General features: G+C 64.2%; 16 protein-coding genes. 10 read left to right on the top strand and 6 right to left on the bottom strand.

The genetic code is table 11. The features are described from left to right. The first annotated feature begins 55 nt into the window (after positions 1 to 55). The 3 genes from APT59_RS13030 (at position 56) to APT59_RS13045 (ending at position 3,263) form a co-directional block, all read left to right on the top strand. Positions 56 to 1,453 carry an efflux transporter outer membrane subunit gene (locus APT59_RS13030; protein WP_059315240.1) on the top strand — a complete coding sequence of 466 codons (1,398 nt, stop codon included), beginning with the start codon at positions 56 to 58 and terminating at the stop codon, positions 1,451 to 1,453. 542 nt (positions 1,454 to 1,995) lie between these two features. Next, on the top strand, positions 1,996 to 2,739 hold the full coding sequence (locus tag APT59_RS13040; RefSeq protein WP_059315242.1) for a BPL-N domain-containing protein: 744 nt from the start codon (positions 1,996 to 1,998) through the stop codon (positions 2,737 to 2,739). A gap of 107 nt (positions 2,740 to 2,846) precedes the next feature. Next, complete coding sequence (locus APT59_RS13045) at positions 2,847 to 3,263, top strand: NUDIX hydrolase (RefSeq protein WP_082696351.1); 417 nt, start codon at positions 2,847 to 2,849, stop codon at positions 3,261 to 3,263. 4 nt (positions 3,264 to 3,267) lie between these two features. On the opposite strand, the gene APT59_RS13050 is transcribed toward APT59_RS13045, so the two are convergent. Together APT59_RS13050 and APT59_RS13055 are read right to left on the bottom strand one after the other, a co-directional pair. Continuing rightward, positions 3,268 to 5,739: a YbcC family protein gene (locus tag APT59_RS13050; protein WP_059315243.1), complete on the bottom strand. Its 2,472-nt coding sequence runs from the start codon at positions 5,737 to 5,739 to the stop codon at positions 3,268 to 3,270. After that, positions 5,736 to 7,262, bottom strand: coding sequence for an NADH-quinone oxidoreductase subunit L (locus tag APT59_RS13055; RefSeq protein ID WP_059315244.1), 1,527 nt, complete (start codon positions 7,260 to 7,262; stop codon positions 5,736 to 5,738). Before APT59_RS13055 ends, APT59_RS13050 begins: the two co-directional genes overlap by 4 nt. Positions 7,263 to 7,365: 103 nt before the next feature. Between APT59_RS13055 and APT59_RS13060 the strand changes: the two genes are divergently transcribed. Then, positions 7,366 to 8,265 carry a LysR family transcriptional regulator gene (locus APT59_RS13060; protein ID WP_059315245.1) on the top strand — a complete coding sequence of 300 codons (900 nt, stop codon included), beginning with the start codon at positions 7,366 to 7,368 and terminating at the stop codon, positions 8,263 to 8,265. 332 nt (positions 8,266 to 8,597) lie between these two features. Here the strand turns inward: APT59_RS13060 and APT59_RS13065 are convergent, their stop codons facing one another. Beyond that, positions 8,598 to 9,467: an NAD(P)-binding domain-containing protein gene (locus APT59_RS13065; RefSeq protein WP_059315246.1), complete on the bottom strand. Its 870-nt coding sequence runs from the start codon at positions 9,465 to 9,467 to the stop codon at positions 8,598 to 8,600. A 14-nt stretch (positions 9,468 to 9,481) separates the two neighbouring features. After that, the gene (locus tag APT59_RS13070) at positions 9,482 to 10,102 is read right to left on the bottom strand and encodes an RraA family protein (RefSeq protein ID WP_059315247.1); all 621 of its coding nucleotides are present in this window, start codon (positions 10,100 to 10,102) and stop codon (positions 9,482 to 9,484) included. Between the two features lie 97 nt (positions 10,103 to 10,199). Here APT59_RS13070 and APT59_RS13075 point away from each other — a divergent pair, with 97 nt between their 5' ends. Then, positions 10,200 to 11,099, top strand: coding sequence for a LysR family transcriptional regulator (locus tag APT59_RS13075; protein ID WP_059315248.1), 900 nt, complete (start codon positions 10,200 to 10,202; stop codon positions 11,097 to 11,099). A 100-nt stretch (positions 11,100 to 11,199) separates the two neighbouring features. Here APT59_RS13075 and APT59_RS13080 read toward each other — a convergent pair whose 3' ends face one another. Continuing rightward, a complete protein-coding gene (locus tag APT59_RS13080; RefSeq protein WP_156428957.1) occupies positions 11,200 to 12,504 on the bottom strand; it encodes an MFS transporter in 1,305 nt (434 codons plus the stop codon). Positions 12,505 to 12,856: 352 nt separating this feature from the next. Here APT59_RS13080 and APT59_RS13085 point away from each other — a divergent pair, with 352 nt between their 5' ends. The 3 genes from APT59_RS13085 (at position 12,857) to APT59_RS13095 (ending at position 17,814) form a co-directional block, all read left to right on the top strand. Next, positions 12,857 to 14,872, top strand: coding sequence for a peptidase U32 family protein (locus APT59_RS13085; RefSeq protein WP_059315250.1), 2,016 nt, complete (start codon positions 12,857 to 12,859; stop codon positions 14,870 to 14,872). A gap of 516 nt (positions 14,873 to 15,388) precedes the next feature. Continuing rightward, positions 15,389 to 16,534: a mechanosensitive ion channel family protein gene (locus APT59_RS13090; protein WP_059315251.1), complete on the top strand. Its 1,146-nt coding sequence runs from the start codon at positions 15,389 to 15,391 to the stop codon at positions 16,532 to 16,534. A 20-nt stretch (positions 16,535 to 16,554) separates the two neighbouring features. After that, complete coding sequence (locus APT59_RS13095) at positions 16,555 to 17,814, top strand: cation:proton antiporter (RefSeq protein ID WP_059315252.1); 1,260 nt, start codon at positions 16,555 to 16,557, stop codon at positions 17,812 to 17,814. 106 nt (positions 17,815 to 17,920) lie between these two features. On the opposite strand, the gene APT59_RS13100 is transcribed toward APT59_RS13095, so the two are convergent. After that, a complete protein-coding gene (locus tag APT59_RS13100; protein ID WP_059315253.1) occupies positions 17,921 to 18,619 on the bottom strand; it encodes a glutathione S-transferase family protein in 699 nt (232 codons plus the stop codon). A 327-nt stretch (positions 18,620 to 18,946) separates the two neighbouring features. On the opposite strand from APT59_RS13100, the gene APT59_RS13105 reads away from it, so the two are divergent. Together APT59_RS13105 and APT59_RS13110 are read left to right on the top strand one after the other, a co-directional pair. After that, positions 18,947 to 19,579, top strand: coding sequence for a pyridoxamine 5'-phosphate oxidase family protein (locus APT59_RS13105; RefSeq protein WP_059315254.1), 633 nt, complete (start codon positions 18,947 to 18,949; stop codon positions 19,577 to 19,579). A 94-nt stretch (positions 19,580 to 19,673) separates the two neighbouring features. After that, on the top strand, positions 19,674 to 20,237 hold the full coding sequence (locus APT59_RS13110; RefSeq protein WP_059315255.1) for a DUF1993 domain-containing protein: 564 nt from the start codon (positions 19,674 to 19,676) through the stop codon (positions 20,235 to 20,237). The last annotated feature ends 395 nt before the right edge of the window (positions 20,238 to 20,632 follow it).

Raw genomic sequence — 20,632 nt, forward strand, 5'->3', positions numbered from 1 at the left:
GTCGCTCTGCCCCTGCCTACTCGTGCGGCACGCGCGGCCTGGAAGCGGTGCCAGCATGGCTAAGAGCATCGCCCTGGCCTTGGGTGTCCTGCTTGCCGGCTGCTCCCTGGCACCGCCCCACGAACGGCCGCCAGCGCCCATACCGGCGCGCTATCCGCTGGCCAGCGACACCGCTGGTATCCCCACTGACCGTCAGCGGCTATTCGCGGACCCGCATCTGCGTGCCTTGCTGGACCAAGCCCTGAATGGCAACCGCGACCTGCGCCTGGTCGTGCTGGATATCCAGCAGGCGCGGGCCCGTTATCGCATCAGCCGCGCCGACCTCATGCTGGAAGTTAGCGCCACTGCCAGTCGGACGCGGGAGCGTACGCAGAGCCAAGGCTCCCGATCCGACGAGGAGAAATCCGCCCTCCAGACCGGTAATCGATACAGCGTCGGTCTCGGAACCAGTGCCTACGAAATAGACCTGTTTGGCAGGCTGGGAAACCTGCGGGATGCGGCGCTGGACGAATACCTTGCCCAAGACGAGACACGCCGTGCCGTGGAGCTGTCGCTGACCGCGGAGGTAGCGACGGCCTATCTGAACCAGTGCGCCCTGGAAGAGCGGCTGAGCGTGAGCCGTAGCACCCTGGAAGGTCGCCGACGCGGACTCGCCCTCATCGAGCAGCGGCATGCCGCCGGACTGGGTTCGGCGCTGGATCTGGCGCAGGCGCAAAGCAGCGTCGAGCTGGCTGAAGCCGACCTTGCCGCGCTGGAGCGCAACCGGGCCCAGGCAGACAACACCCTACGCCTGCTGCTAGGCGGAGATCCGCCCGCTGATCTGCCGGCACCCCTGCCGCTCGCCCGTCAGGGTCTCGACCAGCCGATACCTGTCGGCCTGCCCTCCGATCTGCTGGAGCGCCGCCCCGATATCCGCGCGGCCGAGTATCGCCTGCGCGCCGCCAACGCCAACATCGGTGCAGCGCGGGCGGCCTTCTTTCCCCGCATCACCTTGACGACCAATGCGGGCTACCTGAGCTCCGACCTGGACGGCCTGTTCAGCGTGGGCAATAAGGTCTGGAGTTTCGTACCCCAGCTTCAGGTACCGCTGTTCGACGGAGGGCGTAACCGCGCCAACCTGAAGCTGGCAGAGGTGCGGCGAGACCAGGATGTCGCGCGCTACGAAAAGAGTATCCAGGTCGCCTTTCGCGAGGTGGCCGATCAGCTCGTCGCCAATGGTCCCCTGACGCGCCAGCTCGCCGCCCAGCGACGCCTGCGCGAGGCGACCGCACGCAGCCTGGCGCTTGCCACCGACCGCTATCGCCAGGGATTGGACAGCTACCTGAACCTGCTAGACAGCCAGCGCAGCCTATATCAGGCCGACAACGCCCTCATCGAGACCAGGCTGCAGCTGATGGTCTCCCAGGTCGAACTGTTCCGCGCGCTGGGTGGCGAGTGGAGCCCCGAGTCGTGAGGCGGACTGGCCAACGTCCAGAAACCAGGTAATTCGGAATCATGTGCGCCATATCGATTTAACAATCATTTACAGCCGCACAGAGAGTTTTACACGGCTTACTTTCTCGATAGTTACTCTTGGTCCAACGCTAATTCGCCAAGCAGTATGTTTGCAAAAGAGGAGCTCAGGGTGAGGCACTTGGTAAAAAGCATCGGCTTAATCTCCATGATAGCAGGCGTCACGGCAGTACTTTTCGGCTGGCTTATTGACCCCACCATATCCTTGAACAACGGAATAAAGTTGGTCTCGATAAAGCGAGAGTTCCTGCAAACCGACTTCTTCCTCTGGGGCGCCATACTGTTTGCCGCAGGGTTCAATGGCTATTCGCTGCATACCGATCTCTGACCCCGGCCTGGTCCCTGCCGCGAACGCCGACCGTTCAGCCGACGTTCGTTGCCGTGCTGCCAGGCACGCGGCCAATCGCACAGGGGCAGCCATCTGCCGCCTTGGACGCAGCCTTCACCTCTTCGCTCACCACTCGGATGCTACGAGCCTTGCCTATGCGCGTGTTCGGCCTTGCGACGGCTCTCCTGCTGACCTGCCTATCGGCGGCACTGTGCCTGGTCGATCTCGATGCGCCTGACCTGATACGGATCGCCGTCTATCGCGGACCTGCCGCCTGTGAGGGCTGCGCCGAAGCGGTGAAAGGTGCCCTAGAAAGACGTGGTCCGGCTTATAAGGTCGATTTCCTGGGGCCAACTGAGCGCCTGGATGTTTCCATTGCAAACCTGGCGCGCTATGAGGCCTATGTTCAGCCAGGTGGCGGTCAGGATATACCGGCGGCCCTGCACAGTTTGGGCAAGGACAGAATCGAGGCCATACGCGCCTATGTCGCAAGTGGCGGTCAATACCTGGGGATCTGCATGGGCGCCTATCTGGCCGACGCCGCCAATCTTAGCTTGATTGATCAGGAACTGGATTCGGAGGTCGGTCGTCCAGGCTTTCCGATCACCTCCCTTGAAGACAGCGTGGTGCGGGTGCGATGGGGTGGTAAGAAGAATCGGCTGTTTTTCCAGGATGGCCCTTATCTGCCACAAACGCCCGGCACTGGTTTTCGCGTGATAGGCGTCTATGGCAACGGCGATATCGCCGCTGCGCGCTATCGCTTCGGAGCCGGCGTCGTGGTCTTGAGCGGCCCCCATCCCGAGGCGGATGAATCCTGGTTTCAAGACGCCGACTTACCCGAGAAGGTGAGGCCCCGGCGTGATCCCTTCAAGGTCCTGCTCGACGCCCTCGACCTGTGACTCGCCTCAAGCGCCCTCCTCTCAGGGCAACGGCCGGATCGACGACAGTTGCCTTTTCGACCTCCTGGCTGCAGGGTGATCCGCCCCTCTCGACCGGTACCCGTACGTTGACCATTACCCTCAAGATCGCCGCCGCCATCCTCCTGAATCACCGCCAGCAGATGCTGTTGGTGCGCAAGCGCGGCACCACGGCCTTCATGCAACCCGGAGGCAAGGTGGATCAGGGTGAGCTCCCGTTGGCGGCCCTGATCCGCGAGCTGGAAGAAGAGCTCGGCCTGGTCATCACCGCGGACGCTGCAACCTTTCTCGGCAGCTACCAGGCACCCGCCGCCAACGAACCCGGCTTCATCGTCAATTGCGCCCTGTATCAGGTGGCGATGAAGCCGGACGACCGCGCGATTCCTGCCGCCGAAATCGAGGAGGCACTGTGGGCGTCGGTGCTGGAGCCCTGTGATCTGGCGCTGGCCCCCCTCACCCGCGAGGTGATCTTTCCTCTGCTCAGGCAGCAGCTGTTGTCCCGGTAGCGCCTCAGTGCGCCCGCTGGCCGCCCACCCCGGCCTCTGGCAAGGGCTGCCAGCCCCCCGCCGTGCGTTGCTCCAGGCAGGCCGGCGCTCCATCGAGACGCAGCAGGTACAACCAGCCATTGCGCACCAGATCCCGGACCACCGCGTGCGCCGCGATCACCTGGTCGATCATCGCACGGGGCGCCTCGATCACCACGTGCAGGCGTAGCGGGCGATGCACCCACTGCTGGCCATCGTGCAACGACTGACGGGCCAGACCGATACGCAGGTCGCCGCCGTTGCCCTCGAACACCCCGATATGGCCGCCGACCACGTTGTGCAGCAGCTTGTTGCCGCTGCCAAAGCGCAGGTTGTCGGTGGTCGAGGTGAAGTACTGCAGGTTGATCCAGTGCGCCACCACCATGGGCGCCGTCATGATCAGCTCCAGTACCCGGCCGTCCCCATCCTGCCGCCAGTCGTAGTCATGCAGGAAGGCACGCCCCTGCAGGTCCACGCCGCGGGTGCGGGCACGCGGCGCGGCGATGAAGGCGGCATTGCCGGCCAGGCCCCATTCGGGCCGGGTTTGCGCCCAGTCACGGGCACGCCGCCGCAGCCGCCCGAGCAGCTTGTCCGGCTGCTCACGCAGCGGCGCCAGGCCCAGGGCGGCGGCCCGCTGACGACGCACCTCACGGCTGGCAACGTCCAGCGCCGCTCGCAGACGCTGCCAGCCGGGCTGCAGGGCGGCGGGCAATTCCTCGTGGGCGAAGACCTGCACCTCGTCGGTGGTGGTGTTGTGCAGGCCAGCAAGGACCTGGCAGTGCGGCGGCAGGTCGAGCCCACGTGCGCGCAGTCCCGCGCGGACCTCGCTGTCGTTGAGCAGGCGTGCCAGCAGACGGGCATTGACCTCGCCGCGCTGACCACAGCAGGCGCCGCAGTCGAGGCCGGCCGCCTGGGGATTGTTCGCGCTCTGGCTGCCGTGTCCGAGCAGTACCAGCAGCGCCGGCATGGGCCCGCTGAGTCCCATGCCCTTGAGGATACGTGCGGCCAGATCGACCTGCTGTTGCATCGCCATGGCAGGCAGCTGGGGGTGCAGGCGTTGCCATTCGCCGCGGCGCCAGGCGATGCGCTCTGGTTGCGGCACACCCTCACTCACCCCATAGGTCCGTCCCAGCAAGGCGCCGGCGTAGCCCAGGCCAATACTCTCGACCAGGGTGAAGGTGGAAGCCGGCAACCGCTCGAACAGGCGCCAACCGCCCTGGCGCGCCAGACGATCCTGACGCACCGCCGCCAGTTGCCGATCCTGGACGGCATCGCCACTGCTCTCGCTGACCTGCAGCTGCGGGGCGAGCAGGCCCGGCAACTGCGGGCGCGTGGCGCTGGTGCCCAGGGGGGTGTAGGCGATGGGCAAGCCGAAGAAACCGGCGAAGCCGCCCGTCTCGAGTTCAGGGCACGCCTGCTCCAGGGCGCGCCTCAGCGGTTCGGAACGCACGTCGATGCAAAAGAACAGCTTGGCCAGCGGTGCCTGGGGCAAGGCTGCCGGGGCGCTCTGGCACAGGGCCTGTTGCAATTGCTCCTGCCAGGCCAGCTCATCGGCGCGCTGCCACAGCTGCAGCGCCTGCCAGTTGGCCGATGGGGGTTGCTGCAGCCGCGCCTGCCAGGCCGAGCGCCAAATTTGCCAGCGGCTATCAGCGTCGCGCCGACGATCATCCACCAGGCATTCCCAGGCGGCGCGGATGGCCAGCAAGTCGAGCAAAGTCTGGTCATCCCCACCCTCCAGCCTGGCCTGCCAGCGCCGGTAAGCGCACCAGGACGCCCAACCCAGGCTACGCAGCAACAGGCAATCGAACCAGGGCGCCCAGTCTTCCGCCGCCAAGCCCAGTCGCTGCACCGCCGCTTCCAGGACCGCCCGGGGCTCGGCGGGCAACTCGGCGATGCGCTGGTGCAGATCGCGACAGGCGCTGAGGACGGTCAGGCCGCGGTCGGCCAGCAAGCTGGCGTGCCAGGCCTGATAGAGTCCGGTACTGTTTGCGGGACGCCAGTCCGCTTGCTCGTGATCGAACCAGGCCGCGCAGCTCTGGCCAATCTGTTGGGTGATCAGGGTCGGCCAACCCGGGAGCGAACTGCGTGGCTCGGCGAGATCCTCCAGGAGCGGCAATCCCGGACAGGCCTCTGCGGAGGCATCCAGGGCCTCCAGCAGCCGTGCCGGCTTGCAGGACTCGCCCTGTTCGGCCAATGCCTGTTGCAGATGGCGTTCGGCGATACGGCCGTCTTGCCAGGCCTGGCGATAGTCGGCGGCGCTCAGGGTGAGGCGGCTACCGGCGCGCTGCCAGAGTTGTGCGGCAACGGTCTGCCAGGCCTGATCGCGACGTTCCCATAGCGGGCTGACCGCAATCATTCGGTCCAGCGGCCAGGTCGGCGCAATGCGCGCGCAGGCCTGCCGCGCCACTTCGTGCAGGGCCTGGTATTCGAGGTCGGGCGTGGGTTCGAAGGCAGTCATGGGCGGGCTCCGGAGGGTGCCATAACGGGCTGCGGCGTGCGCGCCGGCCACAGGCGGAAGGTCAGACGGGTGACGTGTTCATCCAGGTAGAAGCCGGCGAAGGCCAGCGGATAGAGTCGCCGGGCCAGGGCGCCATGGGGATGGGCCAGAAGCAGGCCTTGCAGCAGGTAGAGGCCGAGCAGCAACCCCATCGCCAAGCCACTCAATGGCAGCGGTGCCTCGGCAAGGCGCTGGTCGAGCAGCCAGCCGGCCACCTGGTGCCAGAGCAGGTAGGCGCCCAGCAGTAGGCTGAACATGAGCAGCCCATGAACCCGCTGTCCGCGACCCAGGCACCAGGGCGCCAGGCCGATGGCCAGGATCGTCAGGGCCACCCAGGGCAGCGCAAGGTCCGGCAGCAGCCAGGCCCAGAGTCCCTTGACCCCTATCAGGGCCAGGGCCGCCAGCAGCAGCGCACGCACCAGGCCGCCCAAGTCGGGGACCGGCGTTGGCGGCTGCAGCGCCCGTTGCCGCGCGTGCGCCACCGTATCCCCGGCCGCCAGGAAGGCATGCGCCTTGTACAGCGAGTGGGCCAGCAGGTGCACCAGGGCCAGCTCGTACAGTCCCAGCCCACATTCCAGCAGCATCAGCCCCATTTGCGCGCAGGTCGACCAGGCGAGGCGGACCTTGATGCTGATCCGCGTCATCATCACCAGCGCCGCGAGGACCGCCGTCAGTCCCCCCACCAGCACCAGCAGGCTCTGCGCCGGCACGGCGACGGAAAACAGCGGCGCGAAGCGCAGCAGCAGGAAGCCACCCAGGTTGACCACCCCGGCATGCAGCAAGGCCGATACCGGCGTCGGGGCTTCCATCACCTGGATCAGCCAGCCATGCACCGGCAACTGGGCCGACTTGAGGATCACTGCCAGGGCCAGCAGCAGCGCCGCCGCCTGCAGTTCCCAGCCGAGCTGACCGCTGGCCTGCACCTGGGCGGTCACGGCAGCGAGGATCTTCGTGATCTGGCTGTCACCGCTCGCCTGTACCAACAGCAGGGTCGCCAGCAGCAGGCAGACATCGGCCAGGCGGCTGGCGAGAAATTTCTTGTGGGCGGCCACCACGGCCTGAGGGCGGTCGGGGTAGAAGGTGAGCAACTGATGCAGGCACAGACTGGACAGGATCCAGGCACCGACCAGCAGGTACAGATTGGCGCTGGTCACTACCGTAGCCACCGCCGCGAGGGTGGCAAGCAGCGCAAGCACATACCGCCTTTGCCCCGGCTCCCCCTCCAGATAGCGCTGGGAATACTCGATGATCACCAGCGCCAGCAGACCGATCAGCCCCGCCATCGCCAGGCCGAGGCGGTCGTGGTGCTGCCCGGCGAACACGGCCTGCAGCCAGGCGGCGAGGATCAGGATAAAGCCCAGATAACCAGCCACCCGGGCGGGCCACCAGAAGCGGCGAGGTGAAGTGACCAGCGCCACCGGCAACAGCGCCAGGGCATAGACCCAGGGCACTAGCGGCGCCACGGAAAACAGCAGGCTAGACATCGTGCACACTCCTTGAACACCAGAGGCCACTAGTGTCGGGATGTGTACGAATTATTTAAAATAGATTGATAAGAACCTAACGTTCATTTTTGAAGAACCATCCATGCGCCGACTTAATTTCCATCACCTGCACTACTTCTGGGCCGTGGCCAAGGAAGGCAACCTCACCCGCGCCGCCGAGGCGCTGCACGTTTCCCAGTCCGCGCTTTCCACCCAGATCCGCGTGCTGGAGGGCCAGCTCGGCCATCCCCTGTTCCTCCGCTCCGGACGCAGCCTGCGGCTGACCGAAGCCGGGCAACTGGTGCTGGACTATGCCGAAACCATCTTCGCCCTGGGCAGCGAATTGCAGAACACCCTGCAGAACGCTCAGGAGGCGAACCAGACGCTGCGCATCGGCTCCGTCGCGACCCTGTCGCGCAACTTCCAGGAAAACCTGCTGCGCCCCTTTCTCGGCCGTGAGGATCTGGTGCTCACCCTGGAATCTGGCGGTGTGGACGCGCTGCTGGAACGCCTGGCCCTGCACAAGCTGGACGTGGTGCTGACCAACCAGGCGGTCAGCGCCGACAGCCAGCGCACCTGGCAATGTCGCCTGCTGCATCGCCAGCCAGTGTGCCTGATCGGCCCGCCTCGCCAGGACAGCCGCCCCTTCGACGTGCACCGCGACCTGCAACAGGCGCGGCTGATCGTGCCTGGTCGCAGCAGTGACGTGCGCAGCCAGTTCGAGGTCTATTGCAGCGGCCAGGGGCTGAGCCCGCTGATCTGCGCCGAGGTCGACGACATGGCCATGCTGCGCCTGCTCGCCCGCGACTCCGGCGACATGGCGCTGCTGCCCGCCGTGGTGGTCCAGGACGAACTGCGCAGCGGTGCGCTGCAGCTATACGCCGAATTGCCGGAGATCGCCGAGTGCTTTTATGCGGTGACGCTGCAGCGGCAGTTCAGGCTGAGCATTCTGGATGAACTGCTTGGGCAGACGCCGGGACAGGGTGTGGCCTCAGCGCTTTGAGTAGCCGCCGTTCAGGCGGTACTTCTAGGCTTACCCAGGCGACCGCCTATCACGAGCTGCGGATGGCAAAGCTGCGAAGCGGGGCACGCCCTTCCCCATCCGCCTAGCCGCTGCAGTGCGAGCCCTGTTGTGCCACACCTCATCGAAGAAAAGCGCTAGATCCCTGCAAAGCAAAAGCCAGAACGGCTTGGTCGTGCCTGCGATATCAGCATAGCCACCCCACACGATGGCAATGCTGAATACATCGGCGGGCCGAGCTTCGGCACGTGGTGCAAGGCCGGCCACGAGCCAAGCAAGGACACCGTTCGCCCAGCGCTATGCTGAGTGACTGCCTACTTTACCACCCCATTCACCTTGAACAGCCAGTCGAAGGCCTGGTCAAGGGTAGGCGAAGCCGTTTCGAGAGGTTCCTTCGCCAGCTGGTCGGAGGTACGCGCGAATACCTCCCTGACCCCCGGCAACACCGCGACCGGCATCTCGGCCACCCGCAGTTGGCGCTCCGCCTCTTCGACTTCCTTGAGACGACGCGGAGCATGCACGACATGCGTTCTGATCAGGGCGCCGAGAAAGTCTCTGAGCGACGCCTGGTCGATGTCGCTCAAGGCATCGTGGAGCTGTTCCGTGATGCCCTGCTTTTCCGCCGCCATGAAGCACTCGATGGTCAGGGCCTCCAGCCCCTTGGTGAAGACGCTGCGCAGGATCTTCAAGGCGGCGGCATCGCCTGCAGCGCCCCCCTCGACCGGCTTGAGCGGTGCGCCGGCTTCGGCGAAAAGGGCAACCGCGCGCTCCAGGCCGACGCCCGCGCCCAGCAGGTTGGTCCTAGCCTGCGTCAGCGCGATGGCACCCAGGATCGCCACGTCCACGTAGGGTATCGCGCGCTCGGCCGCGATGGCCGCAGCCTGCCTGATCTGCTGCGGATCCGCGGTGGTCATGTCGATGAACAGCGCACCCGCCTGCATAGGGGCGAGCGCCTGTTCGGCGACCTGAAGCGAGACGGTACCGAAGACGCAAGAGACGACGATGTCGCAGTCAGGTACCGCGTCCTCTATCGAGGTGAAGAGGGCCAGGCCATGCTCTTTGGCAAAATCCTGGGCTCTGGGTGACGGCTTGAGATCACACAATATGAGCTCGTGACCCGCTGCCACCCAAGGGTTCGCATAGGTGAGGCCCACTTCGCCTGCGCCGATAATCGCTATCTTCATTTGCTATTCCGTAATCAATGGGCCGCGTAGGCGCCCCGGTAGGTTCCAGCGGCAATTTGCGCCAGCATGTCCGCTTCCTTGCGTTCGGTCGCCAGGCACCGATCGAGCAGCTCAGCGGCCTGGGCGATGGGAAAGGCGACGATGCCGTCATGGTCGCCCACGACGAGGTCACCCGGGGACACGATCATGTCGCCAATGCTCACCGGCACGTTGATCTCGCCAGGGCCGTTCTTGTAGGGGCCACGGTGGTAGCCGCCGCGGGCGAAGATGGGAAAGCTGCCTTTGCTGATCGTCGCCAGGTCGCGAATCGCTCCGTCGACCACCACTCCCGCGGCACCGCGCTTTTCCGCGATAGCCGCCATGATGTCTCCCATCAGGGCGCGACTCAGGTCTCCACCGCCATCGACCACCAGCACCTGACCAGGCACGAGGAGCTCCAGCGCCTGGTGGATGGCGCGGTTGTCGCCGGCGGGTACTTTGACGGTGAGTGCAAGCCCGGCCATGGTGCCTTCGATACGGTGGAAGGGCCGCAACGGGGCGCCAGGAAGCCGATCGAGACAATCGCTGATGATCGAGGTGGAGGTGCGGGCGAAGGCTTCGACCAGCGCGGTTGGACTGGAAGCGATGACGGTCATGGGGGCTCCTCTTGTTGGATTACGTCGAGGATAGGCCTGTGGCCAAATAGAAAAAGCGATATTAAGGTATGGTCATTCATGCCTGGAAGGAATGCTAATGGTCACGCTTCGGCAATTGCTGGCGCTGCACTGGATCGAACGGCTGGGTACGTTCGAAAGGGCCGCCGAGCACCTCAACACAACCCAGTCGGCCATCTCGAAACGGGTGCAGGAGCTGGAGTCCTCCACCGGCCTGCAGCTGTTCGATCGCTCGCAGCGGGGTGCCCGTTTCACCGCCGAGGGTGAAGAGCTTCTGGTCATTGCCCGGGAGATGCTCGACCTGAGCGAGCGCATCAGCTCGCTCAAGGACGGCAAGCACGTCACCACGCGCCGGCTGCGGCTCGGCGTCACGGAGCTCACCGCCTGGACCTGGCTACCTCGGCTGGTCACGCGCCTGGTCGAGGATTTTCCCGGGCTTACCGTGGAGCCCGAGGTCGACATGAGTCGCAACCTCCATGAACGCCTGATGGACGACCTGGTCGACCTTATCGTGATCCCGGATACCTTCACGGCACCCGAGGTCACCAGCGTGCCGCTGGCGACGGTGGAGAATGCCTGGATGGCGGCGCCGGGGCTGGTCCGCAGTTCGGGGGTGGTGAGCCTGGCAGAACTGGCCAGGTATCCCATGCTGATGCAGGGCAAGAAGTCTGGATCGGGGCTATTCGTGAATCGCTGGCTGCATGCACGGGGCATCGAGCTGCCCAGGATTCTCTCCTCCGACAGCCTCACCGCCATGCTTGGACTGGCCTCGGCGGGCCTGGGCGTCACCTATCTGCCGCGCGAGTGCTTCCGGCCGCTGGTCGACGAAGGAAAACTCGCCATCGTCGAGACCGATCCCGAACTGCCTCCGGTCCCCTACATGGCGATGTATCGCAATGATCGGCCTTCGACCTTCGTGGCCGAGATCGCGACCTTGGCTACGCAGCTCTGCGACTTCACCAAACAGTTGCAGCGTTAGCCCCGGACCGCCTGGCGGCCCTGCCGTCACGGGAACGGCAGCGTGGTCGGTGGGCCCGATCACGCCGCGGACGCAACCCTGGCACTCCAGGCCCTTTCGGCTAGGCAGCAGCGGCTTCGGCAGGCGCGGTAGCCGGCTCGGAAATGGTCAGCACGAAGGCCAGGGCCGCCAGGGAGCAGACACCGAGGAAGATGAACACCGCCGTCCAGCTATAGCTGTCCAACAGAAAACCGGTGATCAGCGGCGCCATGGCCCCGCCCGCCTGGCCGGCGCTGTTGACGACCGACGCGGCGACCGGATAGGTCTTGCGAGTCGTCAGGCTCATCGAATAGACCGAAAACGACGAGTAGCCGATGTTGAGCAGAAAGCCGGTACCGAAGAGCAACAGACTGACCGCGAGCAGGCCGTTGGGCGCATAGACCAGGGCGATCATCATCAGGCAGGTGGCGACCGCGCTGATCATCATCGTGGGTTTGCGGCGGCGGTCCAGGATCCGGTCCGATAGCCAGCCGCCGACGATGTTGCCCAGCACGCCACCGACAAAGGGCAGCGCAGCGACGAAACCCACCTGCATCAGCTCGAAGTGCTTTACCTCGCCCAGGTATTTGGGAAGCCAGGCCAGCAGCACGTTCACCACACCGGTCATGAGCAGATAGCCCAAACCGCAGCCCCACACGTTCCAGGATCTGAAGACGGACCGGGACGTCTCCAGGGTGGGCGTACGCTCATAACGCAGAACCCGGTCGAAGGTGCCGAAGTCCTTGTGTGTGCGGACCGCCCCATTCTGCGTGGTCGTCTGATCCTCGATATGTTCAGCCTCGGCGTCGCTCACCCGCTTGCAGGTCCGTGGATCGTTCGGGACCAGCCACCACCACAACAGCGCCAGCAGTACCCCAGGAACGGCGAAGGCGATGAACATGGTCCGCCAGCCATCCAGCAGGATCAGCGCAGCGCCTACCGGCGGCGCAATGACCGCCCCCATCTTCGCTGCAGACAAAAAGGCTCCGGTAGCCATGCCCTTCTCCCGCGGCGGAAACCAGCGATTGATGGTACTCAGCATGGAGAGCGGCAAGGCAGCCTCCGCCACGCCCAGGGCGGAGCGATAGAGCTTGAGCATGCCGATGCTGTGGGAGGTACCTATCAACAGCGTGACGACTGAGGTGAGCCCAATCGCGGCGGGAGCAACTACACGCACGCTGACTTTGCTGAGCAGAAAGCCGGCGGGTATCTGGCCAAGGGAATAGAACAGGAAGAAAGCGCTGACCAGCAGGCCTACCTCGGCATTGGTCGCACCGAACTCCTTCTGGATATAGGGCAACGCGATGCCGATATTGGCCCGATCGGCCGCCGCGAGCATGTACACGACCACGATGACCGCCAGCACCACCCAGCGATAGCGGGTCATGGACGCGGTCTTCCCAACCGCCCGCTCCGCTGTGCCAGGCGCTGCCTTCGAAGCCAAAGATTCGCTCATGGGTCCTCCAGTTTTTTATGCTTATCAGGAATAGAGGACGTTGTACGGCGGTCTTGCAGGTGAAAAAAGCGATAAATAGGCACATAGAACCATTCCTCTATGGAATGGTTACGGCGCAGGCTGGGCTAGTCGTCAGTACCGAAATAACGCGGAGGCACCACCTTTACCGGCGAACACCTCAAGGTCCCGGGATCAACCACCCAGCACCCCAGAGGTGCCCTCCTCCCCCTCGCCCGCTACAATGCGCGCCTTGTCGTGCCACGCCTGATCGAGAAGACCCGCCATGTCCCTGCCCAAGCACCATCTGGAATTGCTCAGCCCTGCCCGCGATGTCGGTATCGCACGGGAGGCCATCCTGCATGGGGCCGATGCCATCTACATCGGCGGGCCGAGCTTTGGTGCACGGCACAATGCCTGCAACGAGGTCAGCGAGATCGCCGCGCTGGTGGAGTTCGCCCGGCGCTATCACGCGCGGGTGTTCACCACCATCAACACCATCCTGCATGACGACGAGCTGGAGCCGGCCCGCAAGCTGATCCACCAGCTGTACGACGCGGGGGTGGATGCGCTGATCGTGCAGGACCTGGGCGTGCTGGAGCTGGACATCCCGCCGATCGAGCTGCATGCCAGTACCCAGACCGACATCCGCACCCTGGCACGGGCCAGGTTTCTCGACCAGGCCGGCTTCTCCCAGCTGGTACTGGCGCGCGAGCTGAATCTGCAGGAGATCTCGGCCATCGCCGCCGAGACCGACGCCGCCATCGAATTCTTCATCCATGGCGCCCTGTGCGTGGCCTTCTCCGGCCAGTGCAACATCTCCCACGCCCAAACCGGGCGCAGCGCCAACCGTGGCGACTGCTCCCAGGCCTGCCGCCTGCCCTACACGCTCAAGGATGACCAGGGCCGGGTAGTGGCCTTCGAGAAGCACCTGCTGTCGATGAAGGACAACAACCAGAGCGCAAACCTGCGCGCCCTGGTAGAGGCTGGCGTGCGCTCCTTCAAGATCGAGGGGCGCTACAAGGACATGGGCTACGTGAAGAACATCACCGCCTACTACCGGCAGCTGCTCGACGAGATCCTCGAAGACCGCACCGACCTGGCCCGCGCCTCCAGCGGCCGCACCGCGCACTTCTTCGTGCCCGATCCGGACAAGACCTTCCACCGCGGCAGCACCGACTACTTCGTCACCGACCGCAAGGTGGACATCGGCGCCTTCGACTCGCCGACCTTTACCGGTCTGCCGGTGGGTCAGGTGGAGAAGGTCAACAAGCGCGACTTCATTGCCGTGACCGAGGAGCCCCTGTCCAACGGCGACGGCCTCAATGTGCTGGTCAAGCGCGAGGTGGTGGGCTTTCGCGCCAATGTCGCAGAGCTGAAGAGCGAATTCGAGGAAGACGGTGCGAAGCGCTACCGCTATCGCGTCGAACCCAACGAGATGCCGGAAGGGCTGTATCGCCTGCGCCCGAATCACCCGCTGTCGCGCAACCTGGATCACAACTGGCAGCAGGCCCTGCTCAAGACCAGCGCCGAGCGCCGCATCGGTGTGCGCTGGCAGGTCGAGCTGCGCGAGCAACGGCTGCAGCTGACCGCCACCAGCGAGGAAGGCGTCAGCGCCACAGTCGCCCTGGACGGCCCCTTCGGCGTGGCCAACAAGCCGGAACAGGCGCTGGACGGCCTGCGCGATCTGCTGACCCAGCTGGGTACCACCGAGTACCACGCCCTGGACGTGACGCTGGATGCACCCCAGGCCTTTTTCGTACCCAATTCGCAACTCAAGGCGCTGCGCCGCGAGGCCATCGAACAGCTGACCGCCGCGCGCGTCGCCGCCCATCCGCGTGGACGTCGCAAGGCCGAGACCAGCCCGCCGCCGGTGTACCCCGAGTCGCACCTGTCGTTTCTCTACAACGTCTACAACCAGAAGGCCCGCGACTTCTACCACCGCCATGGCGTGCAACTGATCGACGCGGCCTACGAGGCCCACGAGGAGCCTGGCGAGGTGCCGGTGATGATCACCAAGCACTGCCTGCGCTTCTCCTTCAACCTCTGCCCCAAGCAGGCCAAGGGCGTCACTGGCGTGCGCACCAAGGTCGCGCCGATGCAGCTGGTCCACGGTGATGAGGTGCTGACCCTGAAGTTCGACTGCAAGCCCTGCGAGATGCACGTGGTGGGCAAGATGAAGGGCCATATCCTCGACCTGCCGCTGCCCGGCAGCCAGGCCGCCGCCAAAGCGGTCGCCAGCATCAGTCCGGAAGACCTGCTCAAGACCATCCGCCACAAGCCGACCGGCTATAGCCACTGATGCCTCGCGGGCTTACCAGGATCTGATCCGGACTGTCCCCCACGTCAGCTGATCGATTCGGGAGCCCGCCTGGTCGCCATGACCTTGGCAGGCTGGCGAAACCTCCGCTGCCCTACTTACCTTCTCGCTATCGGCGCACGGCCATCCCGGCCGGCGCTGCTGTGCGCTCATCACCCTGCGCTCGAGCGTCGGACCGCCCTATCGAGGGTGGACGACCCCTTCTATTCAGCCAGTCCGCACCCCCGCCAGAACGCCCAGGCCAAAGGCGCTCACTATTGATCGCGGCTGCTTTGCCACTGGTTGCATGCGCCAAAAAGCGAAAAAAAATGGCACGGCACCGGCTCAATGGACTCAAACCCGGCTGATGCGATCCGCAGGTTCCTGATAGAACGGCGAACTGGCGGACTGCGTCCTGTGTTCCAGTTGGCCAAGAGAGCGCTGGATAAAACGAGTCGCGACAACGCCTGACCGGGCTGGTCGTGATTATTTTTAAATCAGCTAGAAGACCCCTGCTTTATGGATCTAGGATTTTTCAACGTCATGCTATCGACCAGTCTGCTCGGCATCTCGCTGGCCAACTGGTTCGCCATGCTGTGCACCATCCTGCTCAGCTTCACCCTCGCCCGAACCGTCATCGGCTTCGTCCTGAGAAACCTGCGGTCCCGCGCAGAGAAACCGGGTGCCCATGTCAGCCATATCGCCATTCAGGTCTTGTCCAGCACCAGCAATACGCTGTTGCTGCTGGCCGCCATTCTGATCGGCGTAGGGATACTGGACTTGCCCGAACGCTGGCTGACCCGGGTCAGCAGCCTCTGGTTCGTGGTGGCGGCGCTGCAGGTCGGGCTATGGGCCAACCGGGCGGTGGCCCTGGCGGTACACCACTACTTCGTCAAGCATAGCCAGGCGGACGTCTACCAGGGCAGCGCCCTGGCCACCTTGTCGCTCTGGGGGGCCAAGATGTTGCTCTGGGCCGTGGTCGGCCTGGCCATGCTGTCCAACCTCGGGGTGAACATCACTGCCTTCGTCGCCAGCCTTGGCGTCGGCGGCATCGCCATCGCCCTGGCCGTGCAGAACATCCTGGGCGATGTGTTCGCATCCCTCTCCATTGCGGTGGACAAACCCTTCGAGGTCGGTGACTTCATCGTCGTGGGCTCCCTGGCGGGCACGGTCGAACACGTAGGCCTCAAGACCACCCGGATCAGAAGCCTGGGCGGCGAGCAGATCGTCATGGCGAACGCCGAGATGATCGGCAGCACCATCCAGAATTACAAGAAGCTGCAAGAGCGCCGTATCGTCTTCAAGTTCGGACTGACCTACGCCTCCCAGCCAAACCAGATCAAGCAGGTCACCACGGCCCTGAAGGAGATCATTCAACGGCAGGACAAGACGCGCTTCGACCGCGCCCACTTGCTGACCTTTGGTGACAGTTCGCTGGAATTCGAAGTCGTCTACATCGTGCTGGATGCCAGCTACAACGTGTACATGGATATCCAGCAGGCGATCAATATCGAGATGATGGAAGCCTTCGCCAAGATCGGCGTGCGTTTCGCCCTCTCCAGCCGAAGCCTCTATGTCGAAACCCTGCCCGCGGACTTTCCGCTGGAAAAGGATCGGCAGGATGACACTCAGCGGGATGCCTGGACGCAACACGGCATCCAATAGATCCCCCTCGGAGACGGCCCATGCTGGAACTGGCAGCGATCATTCTTTTCATAACGGCGGTTCTGGCTTTTCTGAACCGTCGTTATGTCGGGCTTCCCTCAGCGATCGGCGTGATGGCCATCGCCCTGGCGCTTTCCCTCGGGTGCATCGGGCTGGACTGGCTCGGGTTTCCTCTGGTCCGCGACTACGAGCAGAACCTGCTGAGCTCCATCGACTTTTCCGAACTGCTGATGCAGGGGATGCTGTCGGTGTTGCTCTTCGCCGGGGCCCTGCATATCGATCTGAGCGAGCTCAGAGCCTTTCGCTGGCAGCTGTCGCTGCTGGCGGTCGTGGGCACGACCGTATCCACCCTGGTGGTCGGATTTGCGCTGTTCTATCTGTTGTCCTTTACCCACGTCTCGCTCTCGCTGATCCACTGCCTGATCTTCGGTGCGCTGATTTCACCGACGGACCCCATCGCCGTCATGGGCATCCTCAAGACGGCCGGAGCGCCCAAGAACACCGAACTGGTCATCGCGGGCGAGTCGCTGTTCAACGATGGCGTGGGTGTGGTGCTCTTTTCGGTGCTCCTGGCGACGTTGGTCAACGACGAACCCATCACCGTGACCAGCACCCTGGAAATCTTCGCCCACGAAGCGGGTGGTGGCATCCTGCTGGGGCTGGTCGTGGGCTATCTGGCCTTTGTCATGCTGCGCAGCATCGACAGCTATCCGGAAGAGATCCTGATCACCCTGGCGACGGTCCTGGGCGGCTACACCCTGGCCAACCGCCTGGGCGTATCCGGTCCGCTGGCAATGGTGGTCGCCGGCTTGATCATCGGCAACCATGGCCGGGCGCTGGCGATGTCGGACACCACACGCAAACGGATCGACGCCTTTTGGGAAGCCCTGGATGAGATCCTCAATGCCGTGCTGTTCGTGCTGATCGGACTGGAAATCATCCTGATCGACCTGGCCCCTCCGCTGCTGCTGGGCGGGGTTATGGTCGCGGTGCTGACGCTACTGGCGCGCCTGGTCACGGTGGGAATCCCCGTGGGGCTGCTGGGCAGGAAATTTCGGCTGGTCCCCGGCTCCTGGCGGATTCTGACCTGGGGTGGCCTGCGCGGTGGGATCTCGGTAGCGCTGGCCCTTTCCCTGCCCATCGGCGGCGAGCGCGACGTAATCCTCACCCTGACGTACGTGGTGGTGATCTGCTCGATATTGGGTCAGGGCCTGACCATCGGCAAGGTTGCGAAAACGGTATGCAATCCTGCCGCAACCCCATCGCAGGAGCGGCACTGACCCACTGCGGAGCACCGTATCCAGCCGCTGGCGGCTCGATACGGGAAAAGACGAGTCGACCCATGCTCACCGGACACCAATTCAGCATGGGTCGCCCGCTACGTCTTCACGCGGCCTGCGGCGCCTGTCGAGCCAGGCCGTTGTAGGCGTCGAGCATGCGTTCGCACCAGGCCGTGAGGGGATCGTCCTGGGCCAATAGCGATTGGGTGCTGACGACCCGGGCCCACTGGAAGGCACCGAATACGATGTGATCGGCGTAGGCCGGCGCGTCACCCGCCAAATAATCCTGTTGGGCCAGGGTGCTACGCAACGGCTTCAGGATCGCCCGAAAGGCCTGCAGCGATGCCTCGCGCTGGCTAGCCAGCTCATCCAGGGATACCCCAAACGCCGCTTCGCGGGTCTGCTTGAAATAGTCCTTGTCGGCTTCGTCCAGCACGGCATGGACATCAGGCAGGATCAACCGGGCGAGTGCCGGATGCACGCTGTCCGCCACCCATTGACTGACGAAACGCGTCAGCGCCTTGAGCGAAGCGTCGCCCAGCAGCGAGGGCCGATCAGGGTACTGGTGATCCAGATACTCGGCGATGGCCCAGCTGTCGCTCACGCAGTGCTCGCCGTCGACCAGCACAGGCACCTTGCCCTGCCCGGAGAAGGCAATGGCCTCCTTCTCGTGGAAGCGCCAGGCGACGGTTTCGACCGGTAGGCCCTTGTGAGCCAGCGCCAGGCGCACGCGCCAGCAATAGGGGCTGAAGCGGCAGCTGTCGTCGGCACCAGCCAATTCGTACAGGCGTAGCGGAGTGGTCATTGGGGGTTCTCTCGTTAGTCGGTCAATGGGCGTGTTCCAGGCGATAGCCGTTGTACGCCGGGTCTCTTGAGACAGCGACAACGGTCCATCAGCACCGAATCGACTGCCTTTCTTCAGCTCGCATTGACCTAGCATCAGCTGAAGGCGCTACCCGCTTCCTATCGAATGGTAACTTTGCTGACGAACGAAGCCGGCCAGGCGGATGAGGCAGGAGCGTGTCCTCCGCCGGGCGAAGGCCCCATGGACATCGGCTACAGTTCACCAAGAACCTTTATCCGCTGCGAAAGCCGTGGGCTAGCGCAAACCACCTAGAGCAAGGAGCCGGGCATGGCGCAGAACGACGACAACCAGGACTACATCTCCACGATCCAGGCATTGGAAAGCCTCTATGGCCAGGTCGCGACACCGTCGATTCTCAAGGAAGTCGATCATATCCACCCGGTCTATCGCCCCTTCATAGAGGCAGCATCTTTCGTCATCCTGGCGTCTTCAGGGCCCGAGGGACTCGATGCCTCGCCACGAGGCGACGCACCGGGTTTCGTCCATGTCCACGATTCGAAAACCCTTTACCTGCCAGATCGCCGTGGCAACAACCGCCTGGATACGCTGCGCAATATTCTTCAGGATCCTCAGGTAGCCCTGCTGTTCCTCATTCCCGGCATCGGCGAAACCCTGCGCATCAACGGCACCGCCCGGATAGCGGTCGATCCGGCGCTGCTGGCGCGTTTCGAGGTCAACGGCCAGCGTCCCCGCACCGTTCTGGAAGTCACGGTCTCCAGCGTCTACTTCCAATGCAGCCGCGCGGTCATCAGGGCCGGCCTGTGGGATGCGTCCAAACACCTGGCGCGCAGTGCGCTGCCTACTCCTGGCGCGATTCTAAAAAGCCTCTGCCCCGAGAAGGTGGATGGAGACGCCTACGATCAAGCCCTGCCACAGCGTATCGCCAGTACGCTCTACTAGTGCGTGCTGGTAGACCAGGTCTGTTTGCCACCGCCCTCTCAGCTCACGCGCCGAGTGCCCTCGTCTCCCTGCGACAACCCTCAAGGACCTCACCATGAACTTCACGGATATCCTCGTCCCCACCTACGTGAGCATGCTCCAGGCCTTGTCGGCCTGGCTCGACAAGGCGGAGGTCCAGCGGCCGGACGGCGCCGCCGAAGCCTTGTTGGTCGCACGACTGGCGCCCGATATGTTTCCCCTGGCGACTCAGATTCGCTTCGCCTGCGTCCAGGCCCAGGAAGGCCTGTTGCGCCTATACGGCCAGAGCTTTCCACCCGAGCTGAAAGTTCTGCTCGACGAGGGACGCAATGGGGCGGAACAGCCGGGTACGCTCGCCCAGGCACAGACCCGAATCCAGGAAACCCTGGACAGGGTAAAAACCATTCCGGCCGACGGGTTTCCCCTCACGGAAGGAGCGGCCGTCGCGCACGAACTACCCCAGGGGCTGGTGTTCGATTTCACCGCCGAACAGTTCGTCCGTGACTGGGCGCTGCCGCAGTTCTACTTTCATGTGATGACCGCCTACGCCATCCTGCGGGCCCAGGGTGTGGAGCTGGGCAAGGCCGACTATGTGGCCCATGTGCTGCCCTGCCTACGCTCCGGTGCGCCGTCTGCCTGAGGGCTAGTGGTAAGGCGCCTTGGATGGGGGCGATCAGGACAGGCGTCATTGCTCCGCAATCGCACTGCGCGCCAGGCGCGGGTTATGTAATGACGGATACTTTCCCCATTCTACCGACCCGGTATAGGCTGAGTACCGCGACGCCCGCCCTCAGCCAAGTCAATTGGGCGACAGCAGCGTTAGGGGAACGCCTGGGGTCATCCTCGCGAGGCTTGAAGCGGCTTGATCAATCGAACAAGGACTCGCTAACTGAGCTAGCCTTTTATAAAGCTATTCTTTTCATGGATCCCAGCGACGATAGTTGTTGTGCGGCACAGGCCAGCACCCAGAAAGGGTCTTCTATTGCCGACTGTACAAAACATGTACAAGCACCAGCTCGTCGTACAACGCGGAAA

It is taken from the genome of Pseudomonas oryzihabitans, assembly GCF_001518815.1.
Taxonomy (GTDB): domain Bacteria; phylum Pseudomonadota; class Gammaproteobacteria; order Pseudomonadales; family Pseudomonadaceae; genus Chryseomonas; species Chryseomonas oryzihabitans_E.